This is a genomic window from Streptomyces sp. O3 (genome assembly GCF_054788135.1).
This window is the reverse complement of sequence record NZ_JBTVYK010000201.1, coordinates 1-265: the sequence shown is the minus strand read 5'-3', so window position 1 is coordinate 265 and position 265 is coordinate 1. Positions and strand designations below refer to the sequence as shown.

General features: G+C 72.8%; 1 pseudogene. It reads right to left on the bottom strand.

Annotation, left to right across the window (positions count from 1 at the left end):
- Window positions 1-265: pseudogene (locus ACX6XY_RS30350) on the bottom strand (hypothetical protein); the annotation flags it as partial.

The window sequence follows — 265 nt, the reverse complement described above, 5'->3', positions numbered from 1 at the left end:
CGGTGAAGCCATACAGCGCGGCGCAGTGCAGCGGCGCCAGTTGCTGGGCATCGCTGGCACGGATGTCGGCACCGGCGGTAAGCAGGCGTGCGGTGATGTCCGGCAGGCCCAGTGCGGCCGACAGCATCAGCACGGTGACGCCACCGGGCAGGCGGTGCTCGAGCTGCGCGCCGGCATCGAGCAGGGCCGAGACGATGGCGGTCTGGCGCATGCTCACCGCCGCCGACAGCGGGGTGGCGCCACTGGTGGCCGCACGCTGCGGATC